A 22,980-nucleotide genomic window follows, 5' to 3' on the forward strand; every position below is an offset into this window, starting at 1 on the left:
TGCCCCTCCCTGACCGCCGGCAAACCGCGCGTCGAGATCCACCCGCTGGGCATCGGCGGCAAGGAAGACCCCGTCCGCATGGTCTTCGACACCGACGCCGGCCCCGGCGTCGTGGTCGCGCTGTCCGACATGCGCGACCGCTTCCGCCTCGTGGCGAACGCCGTGGACGTCGTGGACCTCGACCAGCCCCTGCCCAACCTGCCCGTGGCCCGCGCCCTCTGGTCGCCCAAACCCGATTTCGCGACCTCTGCCGCGGCCTGGCTCACCGCCGGCGCAGCCCACCACACCGTGCTCACCACCGCAGTCGGCATGGACGTCTTCGAAGACTTCGCCGACATCGCCCACACCGAACTCCTCACCATCGACCAGGGCACCACCATCAAACAGTTCAAAAAGGAACTCGCCTGGAACGCCGCCTACTACAAACTGGCCAGCGGACTGTGACCGAGTACAGGATCAGGGCCGGGGAGTACACCGCCACCATCGCTGCCCGCGGGGCTGCTTTGCGGGAGCTGCGCCACCGGGAACGGGACCTGATCGTCCCGTTCCCGGAAGGCGGACCCATTCCCGACTACCGGGGAATCATTGCGGCCCCCTGGCCCAACCGGATCGCTGACGGCAAGTACACCTTCCGGGGCGCCGACTACCGACTGCCCGTCAACGAAGCTGAGCGGGACTGTGCCCTGCACGGCCTGGCCTTTCCCCTCGACTGGACGCTGAAGGGGCATTCTGAGTCCGCCGTGGTCCTGGCCTGCTCAGTTGGCCCGACTCGCGGGTATCCGTTCCTGCTCAAAGTCACCGCCCACTACCGCCTGGACCCTGACGGCCTGCACACGGGAGTGGTGGCGACCAACTTCAGCGCCGACACCGCCCCCTACGGCGTGTGCCCGCACCCGTACCTGGTCGCCGGACCGGCCCCGCTGGATGAATGGACGTTGGAGGTTCCGGCCGGCGAGTTTCTGGGCGTGACCCCGGACCGGTTGCTTCCCGTCGCCGTACGCGCCGTGGACGGGCATGAGTTCGACTTCCGCGCGCCGCGCAGCATCGGTGCCACCAAGATCGACCACGCCTTCACCGGCATCACGTTTACCGACGGCGGCCGCGCACAACTCGTGGCACGGGACCCGGGCGGGACCGGAGTCGGTATGGCCTGGGACCGGACCTGCCAGTGGCTCCAGATCCACACGGCCGACAAGCAGCCGCCCGCACGGAATAGGCTGGGGCTCGCGGTGGAACCAATGACCTGCCCTCCCGACGCCTTCAACAGCGGCCAGAACCTGATCCAACTCGAACCGGGAGAATCCTACGAGGTATCTTGGAAAATCTTCGCAACATGAGGGCAGGGGCCCTTGAAGCCCGCTCCAGCGAACGCCGACCCAAATCGGATGAACCTTGGAAAACTGCGGCGCAACGTGCTTAGGATGCATGCACTGGAGCAGCCTTGGGAGAGGTGAGGCATGTTTCATCTGACGAGATACGCGGAGCACAACGACATAACGGCGGCTATCGGTGTCCGTCCTCCGGCGGCGTAAGTGTTGCAGGCCAACGGGGGCAGGCTGTGCTGCGGTGTGGTGAGAGTCTTGGGGCCAGACGCAGCGTGTCGGCTCGATTTTGTCCAACGGCCTGTTGGACAAATTTCCCGTATCCCTCGGTTGGTGCCGTGGCAATCGCGCCCGGAGCGTTAGGTTTGGACGGTTTGTTTCAGCGGACCATCTGAATGACCGTCATTCCTTCCCAGCCGTGCAGGATCTTTTCAAGAGCGCTGGCGGCGAAGCCGTTCCGCCGATAAAACGCCTGGGCGCGTGGGTTGTCGCGGGCCACCCACTGGGTCGCGCTTTCCGTGCCGATTGAGCGGCGCACATGCCAGACGGCCCGGGTTGGACCAGGATGGCCGCCCTGACGCAGATAAAGCTGGAAATAAAACGCGAACGGATCAACGACAGCGTCACCAAACGCCGCGCCGCCGGCAAAGACGCCGCCGGAACAGCTCACGAAGAGCCAGATCCCCCTCTGTATACGCGAGGAGGCCTGTGTACGCGAGGAGGCGCTCCATCTTCAGGGGTCTTCGGCCAGGTCCTGGACGTCGAAGGTCTCGCGTGCCTGTTCGATGTCGGGCATGTGCGCTGCAACCCATTCCAGGAGCACGTCGATGGGATGGCGAAGTGTCTTGCCCAATGGTGTGATGCGGTACTCGACCGCCACGGGGCGCGAGCTCAGCAGTTTGCGTTCGATGATGCCGTTGCGTTCGAGGCGGCGCAGCGTTGCCGTCAGGGACTTCTGCGACACCGTGGGGATCGCGCGCCGCAGTTGGTTGAACCGGCACGGCTGCTCGCAGAGTTCGTTGAGCACGCTCAGGGACCACTTGTCGAGAACTTGATCGAGCAGTTCCCGGTGTGGGGTGCTGATTTCCAGCGGGTCAGTGGGGCTAATGGTATCCGGCATGAAACCTGGTCTCGTTGAAGTGTCCTGCATCTACCAAGTATCAAAGATATACCAAGTTAATTTCTCTTTTCTAAGGAGTCCCATGTCTGTTGAACGTTTCAGCCCGGAAGGCCTGATGCAGCCCGTCCCGTACCATCACGTCGCCGTCGGCACCGGTACCCGTCACGTTCACGTCGCCGGCCAGATCTCGCGCCTGGCTGATGGTACGCCCGTCGCGCCGGGCGATCTGGCCGGTCAGGTTGCGCAGGCTCTCCGTAATACCGCAACCGGGCTGGCCGGCGGTGGCGCGACCTTCGAGGACGTGGTGCGTTTGACGTTCTACGTCACCGCCTGGGCTCCGGAGAAGATCACCGCTTTCATGGAAGGTATCGAAAGTGTCGCCGCAGAGATCGGGCTGCCCACGCCGATGCCGCCGGCATCGCTGATCGGCGTCCAGTACCTGTTCGAGCCCGACGTGCTCGTCGAGATCGAAGCAACCGCCGTTCTGGACTAGCAACAGGAGGTGCCCCGAGAGGCCAACGCGCCGCGGGGCACCTCACAGGCTGGCCGAAGAGCCTGACACTCGTGCGGGCGCTCTCACCGCAATCAGGATCTCCGTGCGGCCTCTGTCTACTTCACCGTTAGTCACGCCACAGCGCTTGTAATGGGCTTCTTCCTGTATGTGATGATGGGCCTTCTCCATCCCGGCGAGCCGGCCAACAACCATCGGCCGGTGTTTGCCGAATATGCCGCCAGCGCCGGTTGGACTGCTGTGCATCTCAGCCAGTTCGCTGACATGGCGGTGGTCATCGCCGGGCTTCTCGCTCTCTACTTCACGCTTGACTTCGGATCTGGAGCCGCGGCCTGGGTGGCACGACTGGGTGCCGTTTCTGCGGGGGTCGCGCTTGTGCTCTACGGCGTCCTGCAGGCAGTGGACGGGCTCGCTCTCAAACAGGCCGTTGATGCGTGGGTGAGCGCGCCGGAGGCGGCGGCGGCGGCCCGTTCTGCCAGCGCTGAGACGATGAGGTGGGTTGAGTGAAGCGCCAGGAGCTATCAGTGCTTCATGTTTGGCCTCACCTTGATCCTGCTCGCCAGCGTGGTGGCCTTGACGGCGAGGCTGCCGAGGATCTTTGGCTATCTGATGGCGCTGTCCGGTCTTGGCTACATCGTGCAGGGCTGGGTGCTCGGATCCGAGGGCTTCTCCACGACCAACACGTTCACAATCCTGGCCGGTTACGTCCTCATCCTGGCGTAGATCATTTGGCTTATTGTGATCGCCTGGTGGCCAAAGGAACCGTCCCGGGCGCCTCGGACGTACAGCCGAGCGGTCGTCCAGAAGTCGGTTTCTGCCTGAAGCAGTGTCGTGCAGTCCGGCCGTGCCAACGGTCGATGGATGGATCCTCCGAGCCGAACCCGCTGGAGAACACGACCATCACCTCGTTGCCGATGTGCTTGTCGACGATGCCAGGGCGGCTGCCGAGGGCTTCGGTGGTGATCCACGATGCTGGGCGCACTGAGGTCCGGGGCGCCTGTCGCGGAACAGTCATCGGTTGTGGGCGCGCAGAACTGAGAGGCGTCTGCCAGGTGCGTGCGGCGGTGCGGGCGCCAAGCAGGGGGCCCGAGGCCCAAACCATGTGACACTTGACACGTGTTAGGACGCGCGCGTAAGGTTCCTAACACGTGTTAGGAAGGAAATCGACATGACCGGTGCCACAAACGGCCGACTGCGTGAATTCTCACGCCGGACGGCCCTCGGTGCCTTGGGTGTAGGAATTGTGGGAGCCACCGTGGCGTCGTGGCCGCGGCTCTCTGGAACCGACATACCCGGGCGAGGGGACAACAGCCTCAGCATTGCCATCATGGGAACCGCAGCCGACGCCGCCGCGCGCCAACGCGCCATCGATGCGTTCACCCGCCTCCACCCGGATATCCGGGTCAAGGTCCAGGCCATCCAGGCTGTGGACTGGAAAGACTTCTTCACCAAGATCCTCACCATGGTTGCCGCCGGTACACCGCCTGACGTTGTCTACGTGGCAACCGAAGGAGCGCAGCTGTTCGCCGACAAGCTGGCCCACCCGCTGGACGAGTACCTTCGCCGGGATGCCGCGGACATGGCCGAGTTCTTCGACGACGTCCATCCCAGCCTGGTGGAGGCCTTTATGTACAAGGGCAGCCTGTTCCAGCTCCCCATGGACTGGAACGCGGCCAACATGTACTACAACACCACCGCGTTCGCGCAGGCAGGGCTGGAGCGCCCGGCGGACGACTGGACCCACGTCGACTTCCGCAGCAGCCTCGTCGCTATGCGGAAGGCCCGGCCGAGGGACTTCACACCGTATTACTGGACCAACCGGCTGTTCGGCGGCGTGGTGCCCTGGCTCTACGCCAACGACACGAGCTTCCTGAAGGAAACCCGGTCCACCGGTGGAGACTGGCTCTGGAACAGCTTCTATGCCGACGATCCTTCCCGCGGCCTGCGCTCCGGAGGCTATCAGTGGCTGGAACCCAACGCAGGGGACCCCCGTGTGTTTGAAACCTTCGACTACCTGCGCAGCCTGGTCAAGGATGGGCTCGGCGTGCGGCCCGAGGAAGGCGGCGGCAGTTCACTTGTGGGACTCTTCGCCTCCAACAGGATCGGCACCACACCGGCCGGCGGCTACTGGGTCCAGGGCCTGCACGAGGCCGGAATGAAGAAGGACGACTTCGACGTCGCGTTCTTCCCAAAATGGCGGACCCAGCGGCATCAGTTCGGCACCGCCGGCTACGCGATCATGAAAACTGCCAAGGACAAGGACGCCGCGTGGGAATGGATCAAATTCAGTGCCAGCCGCAAGGCCATGGAGCTGATCTTCCCCAACCCCGTGACCACACCGGCCCGGCGCTCCATGGTCAACGAGGCGCTGTACACGGGCAAGGGCCCGGCGCACTGGAAGGTCTTCTACGACACGCTGGACAAGTACCCCACCACCGGGCCCATTCCGGCACCGCCCCAGCAGGCCGCCGTCGAAACGGCCCTGATGAAAAACGTCTCGCTCGCCGTCAGCGGCGATGAGCGCCAACTCAAGCAGGCCCTCGAGTCCATGCAGCGCGATCTGGAACTTGCCCTGAGGAGGCAGCCATGAGCACCACCACACGTCACCGGGAGGGGCAGAAGCACGCCGCCAAACCTGCGGCGTCGGGGACGGCACCCGCACGATCCCGACGGCACAGCCAGCGCTGGCTTGCCTGGATCTTTCTGGCCCCCACCATCCTGGGCATGGGCCTCTTCACCCTGGTGCCGATCGTCGCCTCGGTGGTCCTGGCGTTTTTCCGCTGGGACATCATCTCCGCCCCGAGCTTCGTAGGGTTCGAAAACTTCGCGACCGTGGTCCAGGACCCCACCGTCCGGGTGTCCTTCCTGAACACCATCGTTTTTGTGGTGGTGGCAGTGTCTCTCCAGTTGGCACTCGCATTGGCGCTAGCCGTTATGGTGCAGGCGAAGATGCCGTCATGGCTCCGGACGTTCTTCCGTTCCGCGTTCTTCTTCCCGCTTATCCTTTCCGCGGCCTCGGTCTCCATCTTCATGCGCTACCTCTTCAACGAGCAGTTCGGCGTGGTGAACTGGTTCCTGTCCCTCGCCGGCATCCCCGCAGTTCCGTGGCTGACAACGCCCGGCGGGTCCGCCGCCGTCGTGATCATGGTCTATGTGTGGCAGAACTTCGGATTCTCCTTCCTGCTGTTCATCGGCGGACTGGCCTCCATCCCGACGGAAACCTACGAGGCGGCCTCGCTGGACGGCGCCACCGCGTGGCGGAAGCACGTTTACGTCACGCTGCCGCTGCTGAGCCCCACCACGCTGCTGGCCTCGGTGATGGCTATCATCAGCGCGCTCCAGGTGTTCGACCAGCCCTATGTGCTGACCCGCGGCGGACCCGGCGATTCCACCCGTACGGCGGTGATGGTGATCTTCGAATCCGCCTTCCAGCGGCTGGAATTCGGCCAAGCCTCGGCCATCGGCGTGATTCTCACCCTAATCATCATGGCCATCACCGCCGCTCAGTTCCGGCTCAGCAAACGATTCGTCTTCTACCAGTAAGGCCAGCCATGTCTACCACTACAGAGCGCGTATTGACCCGCTCCGCTCCGGCCGGGCACACCCCGGCGCGGCAGAAACCGAACTGGAGCCTCGTGACCCGGGTGGCCCTGCTGCTGATCGCGGCCGTCCTGACCCTGGGGCCAGTGATGTGGACCCTCTCCACATCGCTGCGATCGCCGTCGGAATCGTTCAGGCTGCCGCCGTCGTTCATCCCCTGGGATCCCGATTTCACGTCCTACGCACAGGTGTTCCAACAGCTGGACATCGTCATCCTGGTGCTGAACAGCGCCCTCGTGACCGGGCTTATCGCCGTCGGACAGATGGTGACCGCCGCCATGGCCGGTTATGCCTTCGCGAACCTGAAGTTCCGCGGCCGCGGGGCACTCTTCTCGATCGTGCTGGCCACCATGATGGTGCCCGTGCAGGTGACCATCGTGCCCGTGTTTATGCTGATCCGCGGCATGGGCCTTTCGGACACCCTGCTGGCCCTGATCCTGCCGGCCATCCCGACGGCGTTCGGCACCTTCCTGATGCGGCAATACTTTCTGGGGCTGCCCGCCGATCTTGCCGAAGCCGCCGCGATCGACGGCGCCACGCCGTGGCGGACGTTCCGCTCGGTTTACGCACCGCTGGCGGTTCCGGGTATGGCGATTGTGGGCATCCTCGCGTTCAACTTCCACTGGAACGAGTTCTTCCGCCCGCTCATCATGACCATCTCAGAACAGAACTTCACCCTCCCGCTGGGCCTCGTCTCGCTCCAGGGCAACCTCGGCACCGGCAGCATCTCGGTGGTGCTGGCAGGCGTGGTCCTGTCCATGATCCCGGCCTTGGTGGTCTTCATCTGCGGCCAGCGCGCACTGCAGGCTGGCCTCACCGCCGGCAGCAGCAAATAATCCCACCTTCCTGAAAGGCCTCCCGTATGTCATCCCCGGACCTCGCCGCCACCGTGCACACCGCCATCGATTGCGCGGACGTCGCCGCGGCCCACCCGGACCCCGCGTTCCCTCGGTTCCACCCCCGCCCCGCGCAGGGCTGGATCAACGACCCCAACGGCGTAAGCCACATCAACGGCCGCTACCACGTCTTCTTCCAGTACAACCCCGGATCCGCCCGGCACCACAAGATCGCCTGGGGCCACGTCAGCTCCGCGGACCTGGTGCGCTGGCGGGAACACCCGGTAGCGCTCCGGCCGCAGGACGGGGGGCCGGACGAGTACGGCTGCTGGACCGGCGTGGTGACGGACGACGGCGGTGTCCCCACCGCTGCGTACTCCGGCGTGCGTGGCGACGGCGGCCACTCCCAAGTGCTCATCTCCCGCGGCTCCGCGGACCTGACAGAGTGGAAGCAGGACGGGCACATCGCGGCGTCCATGCCTGACGACCCGCAGATCACCGCAGTCCGCGATCCCTTCATCTTCCGCTTCAACGGCAAACGCTACGCCATGCAGGGTGCCGGGCTCGCCTCCGGCCACGCGGCCCTGCTGCTGTACACGGTGGAGGACATGTCCGACTGGAAGTACCAAGGCATCTGGCTCACGTCCGAGAATCCCGTAGCTTCACGGTATGCGCCCGCCGAAATATGGGAATGCCCGCAGCTGGTCCGGGTGCCCTCCGGGGATGGGGCTCCGGTCGGCAGTGCGGCGGGCGATGAAGCCGTGGACGGGGACACCTGGGTCATGATGTTCTCGCTGTGGCTGTCCGGGGATACCCACGAGCACGCGAACGGAGTGGGGCACCTGATCGGCACCGTGCAGCAGGATCCGGCCACCGGGCTGCCGGTTTTTGTGCCGCGCACCGGCGGCCGGTCAGACCTCGGCACGGATTTCTACGCCCCACAGATCGTTGCACTCGAGAGTGACGGTGCCGGGCCGAAGGCGCTGCTGTGGGGCTGGGCCAACGAAGGCTTCGGCCGCGACGGGCGCCGGGGCCGCAGCCAGGACGAGATCGACGCCGCGGGCTGGGCCGGTGCGCTGACGTTCCCACGCGAGCTATCGGTAGTGGACGACAGCCTGGTGGTGACGCCAGCCCCCGAGGTCGAGGCCTACCGCGCTGCACAGACCGTTGCCCAGGCTACCGGAACCGTCGTGCTGCCTCCTTTTGCCGAGGCCGTGGTGTTCGCGGCGCCCGAAACTGCGGCGACCTCCGGCTCCCTTGGTGTGACCACGCCGGCTGGGGACGCCCTCGTCGAACTTTCACTGGTACCGGGCGCCGGTTCCCCGGACAAGTCCCGCCAGGTGGTGTTCAGCGGAAGGCTGGCGCCCAGGCAGGAGCTGCGCGTGTTCGTGGATGCGTCACTGGTGGAGGTGTACCGCACCGGCTCGGTGGCAACCACCGTCCGCGCCTACCCGCAGCCCGGTGAAGAGTGGCACCTGGAGCTTCCCGGCGGTGTGCAGGCCGACGTCTGGGAGCTGGCCCAGCCGGAGTAGGGGCACTTAGCCGGGTGACGCCGTCGTAGTTCCGGACCCTGGAGCCGAAGAAACCCAAAGCCGGGGATTCCAGCGTCGGGCCCTGAAGCCAGAGGAGGTCTGGAATCAGCGGCGCGGCGCGGGCCCAGTCGATTCGCGGATCACGAGGCGGCAGGGGATCAGGGTCTCCAGCCCGGGGGCCCGTCCCTTCTCCGATTTTCCGGAGCCCTCGGAGTTCCCTGGGTTCTCGATCTGTTCCAGCAGCGCGGTCATAGCCGCGGCGCCCATCTCGCGCAGTGGCAGGGCCATCGTGGTCAGCGCCGGGACCATGGTGTCGGCGACGTGGGATTCGTCGTCGTAGCCCATGATCGAGAGATCGCCGGGCACGCTGAGCCCCAGGCGGGCGGCGGCCAGGGCGACCCCGATGGCGGCCCGGTCGTTGGCGCACATGATTGCGGTGGGACGCTCGGCGGGGAACACACCGTCGAGCAGTTTCATGGCGCCGTGGAACCCGCCGTCGATGTCCCAGCCCACCCAGCTGATCCTGTCCTCCCGGACTTCCAGTCGGCCCTCCGCGAAGGCCTCGCGGTATCCGGCGACGCGAAGCGGTGCGGCGGCGGATGCGGCCGGGCCAGCCAGGAGCGCGATGTCCCGGTGGCCCAGCTCCAGCAGATGAGTGGTGGCCTCCCTGCCGCCCCGCACTTCGTCCGGGATCATGTGCGGGAGGCCCGGGACCGGGCCGTTGTCATAGCAATTGGCCAGGACGGACGGGACCCGCAGCATGCCCGGCGGCACGTCCAGGGGCTTCAGGCCCTCCGTGACATAGATAAGTCCGTCCACTTGGCGGTCCAGGAGTGTCTCCACGGCGCTCGCGTCCCGAGCGGCGTCGAACTCAGTGTCCATCGCCACGGTGACAAAGCCGCGGCTGCGGGCGACGTCGTCGGCCCCGCCGATGATGTTCCCGTCAAAGGCGCTGACGACGACGTGGTCGGACACGATGCCGATCATCCGCGTCCGCTGGTTCCGCAGGCTCAAGGCAATGGGATTGGGGGAGTAGCTGAGTTCGACGGCGGCTTGCCGAATGCGGTCCTGGCTTTCTTTGGCTACATTACCGTCGCCGCGGCCATTGAGGACCAGCGAGACGGCGCTCCGGGACACCCCTGCCCTCTTGGCAACGTCCAGGGCGGTGGCTTTGCGCTGCATGAATGGACCCTCCGTCTTGCGGTATTCCCTGCAGTCTACCTAACGCGTGTGAGGAGTGTGTGGACTTCCCTCGTTCCCAGCCCAACTATTCTTTAGCAATCCGATGTCGCGTCGCCTGCATGATTCATTCGATCCGGAAGGCATCTGGCTCAGAACACGGGGGACATGCCCGTCGACGGGCGCCCTTGAATGCAGCCAGGGAGGTGCATTCAAGGGGCCCTGTTTGGTGTTTGGTTAGCTGTGGGCGTCGGATGCAGTCAGTGCGTTGGCGCCTGCTTCTGCTACTGTCTGGTCCTGTTCCCCTGAGCCGCCGCTGACGCCAATGGCGCCGATCACGTTGCCGTCGCGGGTGAGGGGGATCCCGCCGGCAAAGATCATGATTTTGCCTTGGTTGCTGGCGTGGATTCCGTAAAACTGGTTGCCGGGCTGTGCGTTGTCGCCGAGGTCCTTAGTTGTGATGTCGAAGGCGCGGGAGGTGTAGGCCTTGTTGATCGAGATATCGATGCTTCCGATCCAGGCGCCGTCCATGCGAACGTGCGATATGAGGTTGCCGCCGACGTCGACCAGGCGATGTTCATGGGCTGGCCGATTTCCTCGGCCCGCTTTTCTGCGGCTGAGATCACGGTACGGGCTTCGGCAAGGCTGGGTGAGGTCATTGGACTGGTCCTTTTTCTCGGTTCTTCCTACGGCACCTGCATATGCAGGGTGGATGGTTAGCCGTTTACGCATCCGCTGGGTTCAGGACGTTTTTGGTGGCTGCGCCGGCATCACACTCTGCATGAGGATCATCGCAAGCATCGTTCACAGATTGCTAGCTCTTCATGGCTGGATGGAGATGCTCAAGGTCGTGCTGGCATCGAATTTCGCGCTGTCTCCCGAAGTAGAGCTACGGACGCCATCGCCACGCGGCTGCTGTTGATTTGGCAGCCGAATTCCTGTCATCAGCTCACGAGACAGCGATAGCCAGTAAGAAGCAGCTCATCTTTTCGAGGTCCAACTCGCGGACGGGAATCGGCGGGATGGCTGATGTGATTAGGCCGGGGGAGCCGCGGTGGATTCCCGAACCACTAGTTGGGTGGCAAGTTCTACGCGGTGGGAGTCAAGCTCTTCCCCCTTCGCCTGGCTCAGGACGGCGCGCAGGGCCGCCCGTCCCATCTCGTGCAGGGGCTGGGAAACGGAGGTCAGGGACGGAACTGCGTCTTCCGCCAGCGCCGTTCCGTCGAAACCTACCAGGCTGAGATCCTCGGGAATGCGAATGCCGTGTTGGCGGGCTTCCCGCAGCACGCCAACCGCAACACTGTCGCTGCCGGCAAAGATCGCCGTGGGCCGTTTCGGCAGCGCAATCAGCCGCCTGAGTCCCTCTATGCCGTGATGGGTCCTGAATTTTCCGTGAATGATGTAGTCAGGGTTCACCTGCACGCCCGCGGATGCCAGGGCGGACATGTAGCCGTGGAGGCGGGCCTGGTTGCACTCGGCTGTCTCATGCCCGCCCAGATAGGCGATGTCCCGGTGCCCCAGCCTCAGCAAGTGTTCCGCGGCGGCCTTGCCGCCTGCCCAGTTGGTGGCGCCGACACTGACAACATCCGGCGGCGGAGGATTGAGGGGGTCAACGACGGCCACCGGGATGTTACGTCGCCGGAGGGCTGTCAGCTGCGCCTCGCTGAAATCAGAGGTTACGAGGATGAGCCCGATCCTGCCGTGGGCAACCATCCGCTCCGCCCGCCGTTCCGGGGTCAGGCCGGGAACTGGCCCGCTGCTCGTGGTGCTCATGAGGACCTCCACGCCCACGGATGCTGCGTATTCCAGGATCCCGTTGAGGACTGCTGTCGAGTATGCCGGCGTGAAGGCATCGAAAGAGACTTCAACGATTGAAGGCTCGGGAGCGACGACCCGCCGCTGCATAGGGGACTGGTAGCCGGCGTCCACCAGTGCGGCCAGGACTTTTGCGCGGGTTTCTTCCGCCACATCTTCGCGGCCGTTCACGACTTTCGAGACGGTAGGCGTGGAGACCCCCGTGAGCCTGGCAATAGCCGCCAGAGTCATCTTCTTCGGAGGTGTCGAGAGGGACACAGCCAACCGCCTTTCGAAATGTTTCGTTACAGGAAGTGTGGTCCATCACGTGTAAAACGTCAACTGTTACGCGGTTTCAACGGACGGCATCAACTCAAAGTCGCCCTTGACCGTGATGACGATCACTAGTACCTTTGCATCGTATCGATCGCTTATCGAAAAGTTTCGAGAAGGCGCACTTCAGTTTCGTTCCCATCTCGCAGTGGAGATGGGGTTTCAAGCCTGGGAGCCAACGACGCCCCCGAAGGATGGATGGAAGACTCATGAAATTTCGGAGACTGCAGACCGCAGCTACGGCTCTCACAGCCAGTGCCCTTGTTCTTTCCCTCGCCGCCTGCGGTTCGGGTGGGCCGTCCGGCGGCTCCGTCAGCGCCGACTCTGCCACCATGTGGGGACTCACCGGCGGCAACCAAGCGTCGCTGCAGAATTCTGTTGACGCGTGGAACAGCGTCCACAGTGACCAAAGCATCAAGCTGGAGTTCTTTGCCAACGATGCCCACAAGACCAAGGTCCGCACCGCAGTCGGTGCCGGACAGGGGCCGACCTTTATCTACGGCTGGGGCGGCGGCGTGCTCAAGTCCTACGTCGACGCCGGGCAGGTTGAGGACCTCACCGGCTTCCTTGAGCAGAATCCGCAGGTGAGGGACCGTTACCTGCCGTCGGTGCTGAAGAACGGCGAGATCGACGGTAAGACCTACGCCGTCCCCAACAACAACGCCCAGCCCGTGGTGCTGTACTACAACAAGGAAGTGTTCGACAAGGTCGGGGCCCAGCCGCCGAAGACCTGGGACGAGCTCATGGCACTGGTGCCGAAGTTCAAGGCCGCAGGCATTGCCCCGTTTTCGTTGGCTGGCCAGTCGAAATGGCCGAACCTGATGTGGCTCGAGTACTTGGTTGAGCGCATCGGTGGCCCGGAAGTCTTCGCAGACATTGCTGTGAACAAGCCGGGTGCATGGTCTGACCCGGCCGTCGTGGAGGCGCTCACCAAGATCCAGGAACTGGTCGAAGCGGGGGGATTCGTCAACGGCTTCTCCTCCATCGCCGCCGACAGCAGCGCCGACCAGGCTCTCATGTACACGGGCAAGGCTGCCATGATCCTGCAAGGCGGCTGGATTTATCAGGGCATGAAGAAGGACGCTCCAGGCTTCGTGAGCAGCGGCAAGCTCGGTTTCACGACCTTCCCCACCGTTTCCGGCGGTAAGGGTGACCCGGCGAACGTCGTGGGCAACCCGTCCAACTTCTGGTCCGTTTCCTCCAAGGGCACCGAGGCCCAGAAGGCAGCGGCACTGAATTACATCAAGGACGGCATGTTCACTGAAAAGAACACGCAGGATCTGATCGATTCCGGTGCCGTGCCGGTGGTCAAGGGCGTCGAGTCCAAGCTCGAAGCATCCCCGGACAAGGACTTCCTGACCTTCGCCTATGGTATGGCCAAGAACGCACCCGACTTCACCATGTCCTGGGACCAGGCACTTAGCCCCGCTCAGGGAGACGCCATGCTCTCGAACTTGGACCAGATCTTCCTGAAGAAGATCACTCCCCAGCAGTTCGTGGAGACGATGAACGCGACGGTGGAGAAGTAACCGTGGCTTCGATGATAAGCACCCGCCGGCGGGCCCTGAGCAGGGGTCCCTCGGGGTGGTTGGCCGTCCCGGCTCTCGTGTTCTTCCTGGTTTTCGCCGTGATCCCGCTCGTCGGGGTTCTCTTTCTCAGCTTCACCAGCTGGGACGGCTTGGGTGAAATCAGGTTGGACGGCATGAGCAGCTGGGCCGCCGTCCTGACCGACCCCGTGACGGGGAACGCGTTGGTGGTCACCGCCAAGATCATCGTCTTCTCGTTCATTGCCCAGGCACCCATCAGTTTGCTGTTGGGAGTCTTCACCTCGGGGGCGCAGAAGTACCGCGCCGCACTTGCGGTGCTGTACTTCGTGCCGCTGCTGCTCTCGTCTGCAGCTGTGGCGATTGCCTTCAAGGCCCTCCTCGACCCCAACTTCGGGATGGGACCCGGGCTGGGTATCCCCGCCCTTACCCAGGACTGGCTCGGCAATTCGGACTTGGTGCTGTTCGTGGTGGTGTTTGTGATCGCCTGGCAGTTCGTGCCTTTCCACACGCTCATCTACCAAGGCGGCGTCCGCCAGATCCCCGCCTCACTGTACGAGGCGGCGCAAATTGACGGGGCGGGCCGGATCAAGCAGTTCTTCCACGTCACGCTGCCGCAGTTGAAGTACACGATGATCACCTCCTCCACACTCATGGTGGTCGGCTCCCTTGCCTACTTCGATCTGGTCTTTGTCCTGACAGCCGGCGGCCCCGGTTATTCCACCCGGCTGCTTCCGCTGCATATGTACCTCACCGGTTTCAAGGCCAACGACATGGGCGCGGCCAGCGCCTTGGGCGTCATCCTGGTCGTGATCGGCCTCGTCCTGGCCCTCCTCCTGCAGCGGCTCGGCGGACGCAACCGCAGCGCAAGCCAACTCGAAGGAGCCTGACATGGCCTCAACCACACAGCTCGCAGCTCCTCCCGCCGAACCGGCCACCAGCAGCGAACGCGTAACGCGCCGGGGCAAGAGTCCCGGCATGCGGCCCAACATCATCGGTGCGCTGGGCGGATGGTTCTGGCTCGCCGTGATTATCCTGCCCGTCTACTACGTCATCATCACGAGCCTGAAGGACCAGGCAGGCTTTTTCACAACCAACCCGATGTTGCCGCCCGCCGAACCTACGCTGAGCAATTACAAACTGGTCCTTGAGCAGGACTTCGCCCAGTATTTCGCCAACAGCCTGATCGTCACCATTGGCAGCGTGATCCCCGCCCTGTTGGTGTCCTTCATGGCTGCGTATGCCATCGTTCGGGGCAGCGGCTGGTTCGTCAGCTCGACGAACAAACTGTTTCTGCTGGGGTTGGCCATCCCGCTGCACGCCACGATCATCCCGATTTATTGGATGATCACCCGCGCTCAGATGTACGACACCCTCCTGGCGCTGATCCTGCCCTCGATTGCCTTCGCCATTCCGATCTCAGTATTGATTCTGTCCAACTTCATGCGCGATGTCCCCAACGAGCTGTTCGAATCAATGCGGCTGGACGGATGCAGCGACTGGACCATGATGTGGCGGCTCGCGCTTCCGCTGATGCGTCCGGCGGTCGTAACGGTCGGCATCTACAACGCCCTGCACGTCTGGAACGGCTTCCTCTTCCCGCTCATCCTTACCCAGAGCCCTTCCACCCGCGTGCTGCCACTTTCGCTGTGGACGTTCCAGGACGAATTCACCGCCAACATTCCGGCCGTGCTGGCCTCGGTGGTCCTGGCCACCCTGCCGCTGCTGGTGCTCTACGTCGTTGCCCGCCGCCAGCTGCTCAGCGGCCTGACCGCCGGGTTCAGCAAGTGAGCCCGGCAAGTGAGCCAGCACAGACTGAAAGGAACACATTCATGAGTGACCGTAAGCCCCTGCGCGTGGGGATGGTGGGCTACGCCTTCATGGGCGCCGCCCACTCCCACGCCTGGCGGACGGCCCCCCGCTTCTTTGACCTGCCGCTTCAGCCGCAGCTGGCTGCCCTGGCGGGCAGGAACGCCGAGGGAGTCAGTGCCGTCGCCGACAAATTCGGCTGGGACAGTGCTGAAACCGATTGGCGCCGCCTGATCGAACGGGACGACATCGACCTGATTGACATCTGCACCCCCGGAAATACGCACGCCGAGATCGCCATCGCCGCCTTGGAGGCCGGCAAGCACGTTCTGTGCGAAAAGCCGTTGGCCAACTCCGTGGAGGAGGCTGAACGGATGGCGGCGGCGGCCGATGCGGCAGCGGCCCGCGGGGTCTATTCCATGTGCGGCTTCAGCTACCGCCGCACCCCGGCGCTGGCTCTCGCCAAACGCATGGTCGACGCCGGACGGCTGGGACAGATCCGCCACGTCCGGGCCCAGTATCTTCAGGACTGGCTCAGCGACGCCACGGCTCCGCTCACGTGGCGGCTGGACAAGGAAAAGTCCGGCTCGGGCTCGCTCGGGGACATCGGTGCGCACAGCATTGACGCCGCCCAGTGGATCACCGGCCGTCGAATCACCGGTGTCTCCGCCATGCTCGAAACCTTCGTCAAGGAACGCCCTGTCGGCGGAGAGTTCGTGGGCCTCGGCGGGCAGGGCGCGACAGGCGAGGACGTGCAGCTCGGCACCGTCACCGTCGACGACGCCGCTATTTTCAGCGCCCGCTTCGAAGGCAGCACCTCAAACGGCGGAACTCCCGACGGCGGAACTCCCGATGCTGGAGCTTTTGACGGCGGGCCGATTGGCGTCTTCGAAGCGACCCGATTCGCCCTGGGCAGGAAGAACGCCATGCGGCTCGAGCTCAACGGCACCAGGGGTTCCCTCGCTTTCGACTTCGAGGACATGAACACCCTGTCCTTCTACGACGCCGCCGAAGAACCCGACGCCGGCTTCCGCCGGATCCAGGTCACCGAGCCGCAGCATCCCTACACCGGGAACTGGTGGCCGGTCGGCCACGGCCTTGGCTACGAGCACGTCTTCACTCACCAGGTGGTGGACTTCCTGACCGCGATCAATGAGGGCCGCCAGCCTTCGCCGTCGTTCGCAGACGCGCTGCAGGTGCAGAAAGTCCTCGCCGCCGTCGAAGCCAGCGCCTCAGACGACAGCCGCTGGCAGAAAGTCCCATCATGACCCGTCCCATCACGCTGTTCACCGGCCAGTGGGCCGACCTGCCCTTCGAAGAAGTCGCCCGCCTCGCCGGCGAGTGGGGATTCGACGGCCTGGAAATCGCCTGCTGGGGAGATCATCTTGACCCGGTGCGCGCCATCGAGGACGACGCCTACCTCCAGGGCCGGCTCGACATCCTGGACAAGCACAACCTCAAAGTCCACGCCATCGCCAACCACCTCACCGGGCAGGCGGTCTGCGACGACCCGATCGACGAACGGCACCGTGACATCCTCTCCCCGGCCATCTGGGGCGACGGTGACCCTGAGGGAGTGCGCACACGCGCAGCCGAATCGATGAAGGCCACGGCGAGGGCCGCCGCCCGGCTGGGCGTCAAGACGGTCACCGGCTTCACCGGGTCATCGATCTGGAAATGCGTGGCCATGTTCCCGCCGGCTTCCGACGCCATGATCGAGCGCGGCTACAAGGACTTCGCGGACCGCTGGAATCCGATTCTGGACGTGTTCGAGGAGGCCGGCGTACGGTTCGCACTCGAAGTACATCCTTCCGAGATTGCCTACGACTACTGGACCGCGAAGCGCACCCTGGAAGCAATCGGGCACCGGGAAAGCTTTGGCCTGAACTTCGACCCCTCCCACTTCATCTGGCAGGACCTGGACCCGGTGATGTTCCTGCAGGACTTCGCTGACAAGATTTTCCACGTCCACGTCAAAGAATCCGTACGGCAGCTCAACGGACGCAACGGCCGGCTTGGCTCCCACCTGCCGTGGGCGGACCCCCGCCGGGGCTGGGACTTCGTCACCGCAGGCCACGGAGACGTCAACTGGGAACCGATCTTCCGCACGCTGAACGCCATCGGCTACGCGGGTCCCACCAGCATCGAATGGGAAGACGCCGGTATGGATCGCCTGGCCGGCGCACCGCAGGCGCTGGACATGGTGAAGGAACTCGCTGCCATCAGCCCGCCCTCCGCTGCCTTTGACGCGGCCTTCAGCACCCGCTGACCTGCATCCAACAAGCCCACAAACAAACAAGCCAACAAGCCAACAAGACAGCAAGGAAACCATGACAAGCGAGAACAAGACTGCCCTGGTGGTGCGCGGCGGCTGGGACGGACACCAGCCCATCGAAGCCACCGAGCTGTTCATCCCGTACCTGAAAGAGCAGGGCTACGACGTAAGGGTGGAGGAATCACCCAAAATCTATGCGGACGCCGAATACATGGCGGGCGTGGACCTGATCGTCCAGTGCATGACCATGTCCACGATCGAAAAAGACGAATTCGAGGGGCTGCGGGCCGCCGTCGAAAACGGCACCGGGCTGGCCGGCTGGCATGGCGGGATCGCCGACTCCTACCGCAACAGCTCCGATTACCTGCACCTGATCGGCGGACAGTTCGCCTGCCATCCGGGCAAGCACCCGGACGAACGCGAGGGCGAGCAGGCGGACAACTACGTCCCGTACACCGTCAACATGCTCCCGGCGGCCGTCGACCATCCCATTACCGCAGGCATCGGCGACTTCGACCTGGTCACCGAACAGTACTGGGTCCTCGCAGACGACTACATCGACGTCCTGGCCACCACCACCCAAAAGGTCCGCGAATGGGATCCGTGGAACCGCGAAGTGACCTCGCCCGCCATCTGGACCCGCCAATGGGGCAAAGGCCGCATCTTCGTGGCCACCCCCGGGCATCGCGTGGAAATCCTCCAGGACACCAACGTCCGCACCATCATCGAAAGGGGCATGCTGTGGGCAAGCCGCTAAACGTAGGAATCATCGGCTGCGGGGCGATCATCGCCCAGTACCTCGCCAGCTTCCGCCGACTTCAGCAAAACAACCTCATCAACCTCGTGGCGGTCGCAGACCTCGACCATGCCCGCGCCCAGGCGGTTGCGGATGACTATGAAGGCGTCCGCGCCCTCAGCGTCGACGCGCTCCTGGCCGCGGACGACGTCGAGCTCGTGCTGAACCTGACCATCCCGGCTGCACACGCCGAAGTCGCGCTCAAAGCCATCGCCGCCGGAAAGCACGTCTACGGCGAAAAGCCGCTCGCGGCCACCACCGCCGAGGCACGGGAGGTGCTGGACGCCGCCGAGGCAGCCGGCGTCCTCGTCGGCTGCGCCCCGGACACAGTGCTGGGCACCGGCATCCAGACAGCCCGCAAGGCAATCGACGACGGCCTGATCGGGCGGCCGGTCTCCGCCACCGCCACCATGGTCACTCCCGGGCATGAACGCTGGCACCCGAACCCCGATTTCTACTACCAGCCTGGCGGCGGCCCGCTGCTGGACATGGGCCCCTACTACGTTTCGGCCCTGGTCACACTGCTCGGACCCGTCGTTTCGGTGATAGGCGCCGCCAGCCACACCCGGACGGAACGGACCATCGGCTCGGGGGCCCGCGAGGGCCAGATCATTCCGGTGACCACCGATACCCACGTCACCGGCGTGCTGGTGCACGCCTCCGGCGCCCTTTCCACGCTTGTGATGAGCTTCGACGCCGTAAAGACCAAGAGCCCCAACATCGAAGTCCATGGGGAACTGGGCTCCCTGGCCGTGCCGGACCCTAACCACTTCGACGGCGACGTGCAGTTGTTTCCCCTCGGCGGCACTGAGTGGCAGACCCTGCCTGTCTCCGCCGGATATGTCGACTCCGGAAGGGGCTTCGGCATCGCCGACCTCGCCGGCACTCCCCAGGGACAAGAACCGCGGGCCGGCGGCACGCTGGCCTTCCACGCCCTCGAAATCATGGAAGGCGCACTTAAGTCGGCGCACAGCGGGCAAGCGGTGCCCATCATCAGCAGCGCAGACCGGCCGGCCGCCGTCGAACTCGCCGCCATCGCCCGGGAAGTTCAGACAACGACCACGAACTAAGCGGTACAGCAGTTAGCCCCACATTCCATTACCGGCAGGCCGGAACTCCCTCCGTTCTGCCTGACCCACCACACCAGACAGCAAAGGTGCATCATGAATCTGACCCCAACTCCCGAGGACCGCTTTACTTTTGGCCTGTGGACCGTCGGCTGGACCGGCGCGGACCCGTTCGGCGTCGCCACCCGCGCCGCACTTGACCCGGTTGAAGCCGTCCACAAACTCAGTGAAATCGGCGCGTACGGCATCACCTTTCATGACAACGACCTGATTCCGTTCGACGCCACGGCCTCAGAGCGCGAGCTGATCCTGAAGAATTTCACCACGGCGCTGGCCGAGACCGGCCTGAAGGTACCGATGGTCACCACCAACCTCTTCAGCCACGCGTTGTTCAAGGACGGCGGCTTCACCTCCAACGACCGTTCCATCCGCCGCTATGCACTGAGCAAGGTGCTGCGCAACATCGACCTGGCCGCCGAGCTCGGCGCAGAGACGTTCGTGATGTGGGGCGGGCGCGAAGGCAGCGAATACGACGGGTCCAAGGACCTCTCCGCTGCCCTGGACCGGATGAAGGAAGGCGTGGACACCGCCGCGGCGTACATCAAGGACAAGGGCTACGGCCTGCGCATCGCCTTGGAGCCCAAGCCAAACGAGCCCCGCGGCGACATCTTCCTCCCCACCGTCGGACACGGGCTGGCGTTCATCGCCCAGCTCGAACACGGCGACATCGTGGGCCTGAACCCCGAGACAGGCCACGAGCAGATGGCCGGGCTCAACTTCACGCACGGCATCGCGCAGGCGCTGTGGGCTGGCAAGCTCTTCCACATCGATCTCAACGGCCAGCGCGGCATCAAGTACGACCAGGATCTCGTCTTCGGCCACGGCGACCTCACCAGTGCCTTCTTCACCGTGGACCTGCTGGAGAACGGCTTCCCCAACGGCGGACCGAGGTACGATGGGCCGCGCCACTTCGACTACAAGCCCTCCCGCACCGACGGGTACGACGGGGTCTGGGAATCGGCGAAGGCCAACATGGCCATGTACCTGCTGCTGAAGGAACGCGCCCTCGCCTTCCGCGCCGACGCCGAGGTGCAGGAGGCCCTCAAGACCTCGGGCGTGTTCGAACTCGGCGAGCCGACCCTCGCTGCAGGCGAGTCCACCGCGGACCTGCTGGCGGACGCCAGCGCCTTCGAGAACTTCGACGCCGACAAGGCCGCCGAGCGCTCGTTCGGATTTGTCCGCCTCAACCAGCTCGCCGTCGAGCACCTGCTGGGCGCGCGCTAACGCGCCCCAGCCCGAAAAGTTAGTCCCCGCCGTCGTCACGGCACCCTGCGTGCCGGTGACGACGGCGGCCCTAGAGAAAGAATGCACCATGCCACTCGTCGCGGGGATCGACAGCTCCACCCAGTCATGCAAGGTGGTCATCAGGGACGCAGCGACCGGAAGGCTCATCCGCCAAGGCAGGGCCTCCCACCCGCCAGGCACCGAAGTACATCCCGAGCACTGGTGGGCGGCACTTCAGGAAGCCGTCACCGCGGCCGGCGGCCTCGATGACGTCGTTGCCGTTTCCGTCGGCGGGCAGCAGCACGGCATGGTCTGCCTTGATTCCACCGGCGACATCGTGCGGCCGGCCCTGCTCTGGAACGACACGCGGTCTGGAGACGACGCCCGCGAGCTGATCCTTGAAGCAGGCGAGGGGGACCATGAACGCGGGGCGCGCTACTGGGCCGAAACCACCGGCACAGTTCCCGTCGCGTCACTGACCGCGACCAAACTCGGCTGGCTCGCCCGTGCGGAAGCCCACAACGCCCGCCGGGTCGCCGCCGTCTGCCTCCCGCACGACTGGCTGTCCTGGCGCCTGGCCGGCCACGGTCCCGGATCCGGGCCTGCTTCCCTCAATGAACTTCGCACCGACCGCTCCGATGCCTCCGGTACCGGCTACTTCTCCGCCGCCCGCGGCACGTATCTTCCCGAGGTCTTGGAACGGACGCTCGGACACGTCCCGGTCCTGCCTGCTGTTGCGGCTCCCCTCGACGTGGCAGGAAAGACCAGGGGAGGGGCGCTGATCGGGCCGGGCGCCGGGGACAATGCCGCCGCAGCGCTTGGCGTCCGTGCCGGGGTGGGCGACGTCGTTGTTTCGCTCGGCACCTCGGGCACGGTGTTCGCGGTTTCGGCGGCACCGTCCGCCGATTCCACCGGCCTTGTTGCCAGTTTTGCCGATGCCACCGGGAACTACCTGCCGCTGGCCTGCACGCTGAACGCGACGCGCGTCTTCGACGTGACCGCACAGCTCCTCGGCACCGATCTGCCGGGCCTGGGAACACTCGCCCTCACAGCAGAGAGGGGAGCAGGAGGACTAACCCTCATCCCGTACTTTGAGGGCGAGCGGACGCCGAACCTGCCCGATGCCAGCGGTTCGCTGCATGGAATGACACTGGCCAACTACACGTCCGCAAACCTCGCACGCGCTGCGATCGAGGGCGTCCTCTGCTCCCTGGCGGACGGCCTGGCTGCGCTTGAGGCGCAGGGAGTCGGCTCGGAAAGGATTATCCTCGTTGGCGGCGGGGCACAGTCTCCTGCCGTCCAGCAGGTAGCGGCAGAGATCTTTGCCCGGCCCATCACCGTGCCCTCTCCGGGCGAGTACGTGGCCGACGGTGCTGCCCGGCAGGCCGCCGCGGTCCTTGCCGGGGAATTCCCGAACTGGACCCTGGACGCAACACACATCGCCGCGCCCGACGGCGGGGACGCGGACCGACCGGGGGAGGTGCTCGCCCGCTACCGCCAGCGGACGAAAGAAGCCCATCCCTCCCTCCGCTAACGGAAGCCTGCAGGTGTACTGATGATCGCTGCCTCAGACAAAAGCACACCTCCCGCCAGAGTTGAGGCGAAGCGGGTGCCGGCCGAGAACAGCGCGGAGAGCGCGGTGCGGCGATGTTTGGCGCGCTGGCCGCGCTTCCGGCCGTGACAACCAACCAAGTACCGGGGGCACAGAAAATCAGGTAGTGCCAGCCGATATTCGGGTACTTGGCGTTATTTTGGGCTGGTCCGGCCGCGGATAGGATTCATCTACGGCGCTGATTGTTGCTGGGGTGCACTGGGGTCGAAACAGGTGTGCACGCATCTGCTCGTCAGCCTCCTACGGTGCCTTCGTGCAGCGCACCGGCCCAGTGATAGGAAGTCCATGGCTCACCCTGTTAGTGTTCGACGCACGCAGGAGGCTGGCGGATCCTTGCGCCACGCTCCCACGCTGCTCCGGCTCCTG

22 protein-coding genes and 1 pseudogene are annotated in these 22,980 nt (G+C 64.8%); 18 read left to right on the forward strand and 5 right to left on the reverse strand.

All coding sequences use genetic code 11. The features are described from left to right. Together J7E80_RS23050 and J7E80_RS23055 are read left to right on the forward strand one after the other, a co-directional pair. A pseudogene (locus J7E80_RS23050) lies at nucleotides 1-444 on the forward strand (L-arabinose isomerase); the annotation flags it as partial. After that, nucleotides 441-1,337, forward strand: a complete 897-nt coding sequence (locus J7E80_RS23055) for an aldose 1-epimerase family protein (RefSeq protein ID WP_215054525.1) — start codon at nucleotides 441-443, stop codon at nucleotides 1,335-1,337. The pseudogene J7E80_RS23050 and the gene J7E80_RS23055, both read left to right, overlap by 4 nt. A gap of 364 nt (nucleotides 1,338-1,701) precedes the next feature. On the opposite strand, the gene J7E80_RS24775 is transcribed toward J7E80_RS23055, so the two are convergent. Both J7E80_RS24775 and J7E80_RS23065 read right to left on the reverse strand, forming a co-directional pair. Then, nucleotides 1,702-1,992 carry a hypothetical protein gene (locus J7E80_RS24775; protein WP_215054526.1) on the reverse strand — a complete coding sequence of 97 codons (291 nt, stop codon included), beginning with the start codon at nucleotides 1,990-1,992 and terminating at the stop codon, nucleotides 1,702-1,704. A gap of 63 nt (nucleotides 1,993-2,055) precedes the next feature. Continuing rightward, nucleotides 2,056-2,442 (reverse strand): helix-turn-helix domain-containing protein, encoded by a 387-nt coding sequence (locus J7E80_RS23065; RefSeq protein ID WP_251037285.1) that lies wholly within the window; start codon nucleotides 2,440-2,442, stop codon nucleotides 2,056-2,058. Between the two features lie 82 nt (nucleotides 2,443-2,524). Between J7E80_RS23065 and J7E80_RS23070 the strand changes: the two genes are divergently transcribed. From J7E80_RS23070 to J7E80_RS23100, 7 genes are all read left to right on the forward strand, one after another. Continuing rightward, a complete protein-coding gene (locus J7E80_RS23070; protein WP_215054528.1) occupies nucleotides 2,525-2,935 on the forward strand; it encodes a RidA family protein in 411 nt (136 codons plus the stop codon). Nucleotides 2,936-3,085: 150 nt separating this feature from the next. Beyond that, a complete protein-coding gene (locus tag J7E80_RS23075; protein WP_215054529.1) occupies nucleotides 3,086-3,460 on the forward strand; it encodes a hypothetical protein in 375 nt (124 codons plus the stop codon). Nucleotides 3,461-3,484: 24 nt separating this feature from the next. Then, complete coding sequence (locus J7E80_RS23080; protein ID WP_215054530.1) at nucleotides 3,485-3,676, forward strand: hypothetical protein; 192 nt, start codon at nucleotides 3,485-3,487, stop codon at nucleotides 3,674-3,676. A gap of 445 nt (nucleotides 3,677-4,121) precedes the next feature. Further along, on the forward strand, nucleotides 4,122-5,543 hold the full coding sequence (locus J7E80_RS23085) for an extracellular solute-binding protein (RefSeq protein ID WP_215054531.1): 1,422 nt from the start codon (nucleotides 4,122-4,124) through the stop codon (nucleotides 5,541-5,543). Beyond that, the gene (locus J7E80_RS23090) at nucleotides 5,540-6,496 is read left to right on the forward strand and encodes a carbohydrate ABC transporter permease (RefSeq protein ID WP_215054532.1); all 957 of its coding nucleotides are present in this window, start codon (nucleotides 5,540-5,542) and stop codon (nucleotides 6,494-6,496) included. The genes J7E80_RS23085 and J7E80_RS23090 overlap by 4 nt, the downstream gene beginning before the upstream one ends. Nucleotides 6,497-6,504: 8 nt before the next feature. Beyond that, entirely contained in the window at nucleotides 6,505-7,389 is an 885-nt protein-coding gene (locus J7E80_RS23095) for a carbohydrate ABC transporter permease (protein WP_215054533.1), read from the forward strand. Nucleotides 7,390-7,415: 26 nt separating this feature from the next. Further along, nucleotides 7,416-8,921 (forward strand): glycoside hydrolase family 32 protein, encoded by a 1,506-nt coding sequence (locus tag J7E80_RS23100; RefSeq protein ID WP_215054534.1) that lies wholly within the window; start codon nucleotides 7,416-7,418, stop codon nucleotides 8,919-8,921. Between the two features lie 105 nt (nucleotides 8,922-9,026). Here the strand turns inward: J7E80_RS23100 and J7E80_RS23105 are convergent, their stop codons facing one another. The 3 genes from J7E80_RS23105 to J7E80_RS23115 form a co-directional block, all read right to left on the reverse strand. Further along, a complete protein-coding gene (locus J7E80_RS23105) occupies nucleotides 9,027-10,103 on the reverse strand; it encodes a LacI family DNA-binding transcriptional regulator (protein WP_215054535.1) in 1,077 nt (358 codons plus the stop codon). A 234-nt stretch (nucleotides 10,104-10,337) separates the two neighbouring features. Further along, nucleotides 10,338-10,631: a heme-binding protein gene (locus J7E80_RS24125; RefSeq protein ID WP_251037286.1), complete on the reverse strand. Its 294-nt coding sequence runs from the start codon at nucleotides 10,629-10,631 to the stop codon at nucleotides 10,338-10,340. A gap of 504 nt (nucleotides 10,632-11,135) precedes the next feature. Then, entirely contained in the window at nucleotides 11,136-12,173 is a 1,038-nt protein-coding gene (locus tag J7E80_RS23115) for a LacI family DNA-binding transcriptional regulator (protein WP_396020850.1), read from the reverse strand. Between the two features lie 263 nt (nucleotides 12,174-12,436). Here J7E80_RS23115 and J7E80_RS23120 point away from each other — a divergent pair, with 263 nt between their 5' ends. From J7E80_RS23120 to J7E80_RS23160, 9 genes are all read left to right on the forward strand, one after another. Continuing rightward, nucleotides 12,437-13,756 carry an extracellular solute-binding protein gene (locus J7E80_RS23120; protein WP_215054537.1) on the forward strand — a complete coding sequence of 440 codons (1,320 nt, stop codon included), beginning with the start codon at nucleotides 12,437-12,439 and terminating at the stop codon, nucleotides 13,754-13,756. Between the two features lie 11 nt (nucleotides 13,757-13,767). Further along, complete coding sequence (locus tag J7E80_RS23125; protein ID WP_215054546.1) at nucleotides 13,768-14,661, forward strand: carbohydrate ABC transporter permease; 894 nt, start codon at nucleotides 13,768-13,770, stop codon at nucleotides 14,659-14,661. Nucleotide 14,662: 1 nt separating this feature from the next. Continuing rightward, complete coding sequence (locus tag J7E80_RS23130; protein WP_215054538.1) at nucleotides 14,663-15,562, forward strand: carbohydrate ABC transporter permease; 900 nt, start codon at nucleotides 14,663-14,665, stop codon at nucleotides 15,560-15,562. A gap of 41 nt (nucleotides 15,563-15,603) precedes the next feature. Then, nucleotides 15,604-16,848 (forward strand): Gfo/Idh/MocA family protein, encoded by a 1,245-nt coding sequence (locus J7E80_RS23135; RefSeq protein WP_215054539.1) that lies wholly within the window; start codon nucleotides 15,604-15,606, stop codon nucleotides 16,846-16,848. Next, entirely contained in the window at nucleotides 16,845-17,849 is a 1,005-nt protein-coding gene (locus J7E80_RS23140) for a sugar phosphate isomerase/epimerase (RefSeq protein ID WP_215054540.1), read from the forward strand. Before J7E80_RS23135 ends, J7E80_RS23140 begins: the two co-directional genes overlap by 4 nt. Before the next feature lie 61 nt (nucleotides 17,850-17,910). Then, nucleotides 17,911-18,612 carry a ThuA domain-containing protein gene (locus J7E80_RS23145; RefSeq protein WP_215054541.1) on the forward strand — a complete coding sequence of 234 codons (702 nt, stop codon included), beginning with the start codon at nucleotides 17,911-17,913 and terminating at the stop codon, nucleotides 18,610-18,612. Then, on the forward strand, nucleotides 18,597-19,721 hold the full coding sequence (locus tag J7E80_RS23150) for a Gfo/Idh/MocA family oxidoreductase (protein WP_311380936.1): 1,125 nt from the start codon (nucleotides 18,597-18,599) through the stop codon (nucleotides 19,719-19,721). The genes J7E80_RS23145 and J7E80_RS23150 overlap by 16 nt, the downstream gene beginning before the upstream one ends. 93 nt (nucleotides 19,722-19,814) lie before the next feature. Beyond that, nucleotides 19,815-21,002, forward strand: coding sequence for a xylose isomerase (xylA, locus tag J7E80_RS23155; protein ID WP_215054543.1), 1,188 nt, complete (start codon nucleotides 19,815-19,817; stop codon nucleotides 21,000-21,002). An 88-nt stretch (nucleotides 21,003-21,090) separates the two neighbouring features. Then, on the forward strand, nucleotides 21,091-22,536 hold the full coding sequence (locus tag J7E80_RS23160) for a xylulokinase (protein WP_215054544.1): 1,446 nt from the start codon (nucleotides 21,091-21,093) through the stop codon (nucleotides 22,534-22,536). Nucleotides 22,537-22,980 lie beyond the last annotated feature (444 nt).

The organism is Arthrobacter sp. ISL-28 (assembly GCF_018613875.1).
Taxonomy (GTDB): domain Bacteria; phylum Actinomycetota; class Actinomycetes; order Actinomycetales; family Micrococcaceae; genus Arthrobacter.